Origin of the sequence: Mycobacterium sp. E2497 (assembly GCF_001668695.1) — a bacterium.
Taxonomy (GTDB): Bacteria; Actinomycetota; Actinomycetes; order Mycobacteriales; family Mycobacteriaceae; genus Mycobacterium.
This window is the reverse complement of the sequence record NZ_LZKD01000036.1, coordinates 1-3449: the sequence shown is the minus strand read 5'-3', so window position 1 is coordinate 3449 and position 3449 is coordinate 1. Positions and strand designations below refer to the sequence as shown.

Annotated in this window: 4 protein-coding genes and 1 pseudogene; 2 read left to right on the top strand and 3 right to left on the bottom strand. The window is 70.0% G+C overall.

The features are described 5' to 3' along the window. Positions 1 to 928 (bottom strand): PPE family protein (locus A5713_RS02845; protein ID WP_156751724.1); only part of this gene is annotated, 928 nt, incomplete at its 3' end. Positions 929 to 991: 63 nt separating this feature from the next. On the opposite strand from A5713_RS02845, the pseudogene A5713_RS29445 reads away from it, so the two are divergent. Both A5713_RS29445 and sigC read left to right on the top strand, forming a co-directional pair. Then, positions 992 to 1711: pseudogene (locus tag A5713_RS29445) on the top strand (DUF2275 domain-containing protein); the annotation flags it as partial. A 171-nt stretch (positions 1712 to 1882) separates the two neighbouring features. Next, positions 1883 to 2440 (top strand): RNA polymerase sigma factor SigC, encoded by a 558-nt coding sequence (gene sigC / locus A5713_RS28965; RefSeq protein ID WP_231980219.1) that lies wholly within the window; start codon positions 1883 to 1885, stop codon positions 2438 to 2440. Here sigC and A5713_RS02835 read toward each other — a convergent pair. Continuing rightward, positions 2437 to 3162: a cobalt-precorrin-6A reductase gene (locus tag A5713_RS02835; protein WP_068092284.1), complete on the bottom strand. Its 726-nt coding sequence runs from the start codon at positions 3160 to 3162 to the stop codon at positions 2437 to 2439. The two genes, sigC and A5713_RS02835, sit on opposite strands and share 4 nt — an antisense overlap. Beyond that, positions 3162 to 3449, bottom strand: a 288-nt coding sequence (locus tag A5713_RS02830; protein WP_369804358.1) for an SAM-dependent methyltransferase, incomplete at its 5' end; no start/stop codon positions are given. The genes A5713_RS02830 and A5713_RS02835, both read right to left, overlap by 1 nt.

Below are 3449 nucleotides of genomic sequence, written 5' to 3'. Positions count from 1 at the left end.
CGACCGCGGTGATCGCCGCCGCCGCACCTCCGGCCGCGGCGGCGCCCAGAACGGAGACGACCATCGGTGCCAGCACCACGGCCATCTGGATGGCGGCCTGCATGAACGGCCAGAAGATCATCAGCGTGTGGAAGATCGCCCAGCCGAGCGCGCTGGACAGGGCCGGCGAGAAGCCCAACTGACCGAAGAACGAGGCGAGGCCATTGACGAACGGCACCGGCGGGAACGGCCAGCCGCCGGGGTTGAGGTCTTTGGACACCGGCCAGGCGAAGTTCTTGGTGTACTGCTGCAGCCAGGCCGTCAGTTGGTCCTGCCAGGACGGATAGGTCTGGGTGGCTTGCTGCTGGGTGTCGGCGGCTTGCATCGTGGTGACGCTCGCCTCCGCGCCCGGGGTGACGATCGGCGGCGCGGGCGTGCTCGCCGGAACCGCCGCGAGGCTGGATTCCGCCACCACCTGATAGGTGGTCATCGTCGTGGCGGCCTGCACCCACATGCGCGCGTAGTCGGCCTCGTTCACGGCGATCGGGACGGTGTTGATGCCGAAGAAGTTGGTCGCGACCAGCGCCGCGTGGGTCGCATGGTTCGCCGCGAGCTCGGGCATCGTCGGCATGGCGGCCAGCGCCGCGGTGTAAGCGCCGGCCGCGGTTTCGTGCAGTGCGGCCGCGGTCGCACTCGTGGCCGAACTCTCCTGCAGCCAGGCCAGGTAGGGCCCGTGTGCCGCGACGTACTGTTCGGCGCTGGGTCCCTCCCATGCGCCGCCCTGCACCGCGCCCAGGAGCCCGGTCAGTTCCGCTGCGGCGTCGGCGTATTGGCCGCTCATCGACGACCACGTCGCCGCGGCCGTCAGCAGCGATCCGGGCCCGGGGCCGCTGCTGAGCAGGGTCGAGTGCACTTCCGGAGGGAAGGCGATCCAGATCGGGGCGGTCATCGCCGGGGGCCTTCGGGCACGAACACGAATACCTCTTCGGTGGCTGTCGGGGGTGGGCTGCTGATGTTCAGTGGTCGGTTTCCCGCACGGATTAGTTCCCGCCGGCCGTTTCGAGCGCTCTTTGCACCCCGACCGGGCATGCGCAACGATGCAGGGATGCGGTGTGAAGCGGCGCGTGAGGCGCTTTCGGCTCGACTGGACGGCGAGCGTCCCCAGGTGCTCGCGCAGCAGGTCGACGCTCATCTGGAATCGTGCCGGCGGTGCCGCGCCTGGCTGATCGGCGCCGCGGCCCAGACCCGCCGGCTGGCCACCGTCGAGCCGGGCGAGGGGCCCGACCTGGTCGCGAAGATCATGGCGAGCATCGGCGAGGAATCCTCCGGGCGCCAGCGCAGGATGCGTTGGCTGCGCAAGCACTACCGGCGCTGGGGCCTGATCGGTGTCGGTCTCTTCCAGGTGGCGATCGCCGCCGCGCAAATCAGCGGCATCGATTTCGGGATGGTGTCGAGCCACATGCACGGCGCGATGTCCGGAGAGCATTTGATGCACGAGTCCACCGCCTGGTTGCTGGCGCTGGGCCTGGCGATGGTGGCCGCCGGCGTCTGGCCCGTCACCGCGATTGGGGTGGCGGCGATTACGGGCGTCTATTCGGTCGCGCTACTGGGTTACGTGATCGTCGACGCCTTCGCCGGCGACGTCACCGCGACGCGGATCGCCAGTCATATGCCCCTGCTGCTGGGACTCGCGTTCGCGTTACTGGTGGCGCGGGAACGGGTGCGGTCCGAAAGAGCCGGAGCGTCCGGGCACGCCGACGATGCCGCCTGGCCGGCAGAGTCTCCCGCAGCACGACGGCGCGGTCACCTCTGGCCCATCAACCGAACGGCTTCCGACCCCGCCGCCGCAGCTACGACAGGACGTCGTAGACTCGGTGAGCCCGCGACACAAAGGTGGTTGGTCATGATCGCTTCGAGCGATGACGACGCCGTTACCGAGTTCGCGTTGGCAGCCGCGCGTGGGAACGACAGGGCGCTCGAGGCTTTCATCAAGGCCACCCAGCAAGACGTATGGCGGTTCGTCGCATATCTGTCGGACGCGGGCAGCGCCGACGACCTGACCCAGGAGACTTTCCTGCGCGCGATCGGCGCCATCGAAAGATTCTCCGGGCGCTCGAGCGCCCGGACGTGGCTGCTGTCCATCGCGCGCCGTGTCGTCGCCGATCACATCCGCCACGTCCAGTCGCGACCGCGCGCCGCGGTCGGCGCCGACCCGGAGCACGTTCTGCGCGGCGACCGCCACGCGCGCGGATTCGAAGACCTGGTCGAGGTCACCACGATGATCGCGAACCTCACCGCCGAGCAACGAGAAGCCTTGTTGCTCACCCAATTGCTCGGGCTGCCCTATGCCGACGCCGCGGCGGTGTGCGGCTGCCCGGTCGGGACGATCCGGTCCCGCGTCGCCCGCGCCCGCGACGCGCTGCTGGCCGCCGACGCCGAGCGCGACGACCTGACCGGCTAATCCAGTCCCGTCAGCCATTCGGCGGCTTGTTCGACGCTGCCCACCACGTTCACCCCGGCCGGCAGTGGCGGGCGCGCCACCATCACCACCGGAATGCCCAGGGCCGCAGCGGCGTTCAATTTCGCCCGGGTCAGGTTTCCCCCGCTGTTCTTGGTGACCAATGCGTCGATGCGGTGCTCCCGCAGCAGCGCGACCTCGCCGTCGTAGTCATACGGGCCGCGGGAGAGCACCAGCTGGTGACGGCGCGGCAAGGACGCGGGGTCGGGTTCGGTGACCGCGCGGATCAGAAACCACGCGTTGCTGTCGGCGAAGACCCTCGTCCCCGAGCGTCCGGTGGTGAGGAATACCCGCGAGAAGCGTTCCTTTGCAACGGTTTCGGCGGCCGTGGTGTTCGATTCGACGACGATCGCATCGCCGGGCTCCCACGCCGGGCGGGCCAGGACCAGATGCGGGATCTCCAACTCGCCGCACGCTTGCGCGGCGTGCGCGGTCATGGTCGCGGCGAATGGATGGGTCGCGTCGATGACGGCGTCGATGCCTTCCTCGCGCAGCCAGCGCCGGAGACCCTCGACGCCGCCGAAGCCGCCCACGCGTACCGGGCCCACCGGCAGGGCGGGGTCCGGCACCCGCCCGGCCAGGGAGCTGACGACGTCGACGCGCGGGTGCAGGGTCTTGGCCAGCGCGCGGCCTTCGGCCGTGCCGCCGAGCAGCAGCACTCGCATCAGTGCCCGCTCCCCCGCGTCCGCCCGGCCGAATACAGGTAGCTGTCGGTGAATCCCTCGGCGGCCAGTACGTCACCGACGATGATCACCGCCGTCTTGGTGATACCGGCCTGGCGCGTCTGCCCGGCGATGTCGGCGAGCGTGCCGCGCAGCACCGCCTCTTGCGGCCAACTCGCGAAAGCCACGACGGCGGCCGGTGTTTCGGGCCGATATCCGCCGTCGAGGAGTTGCGGCACAATGGCATCGATCTGCGCCGCGGCCAGGTGCAGGACCAGCGTGGCCCCGGA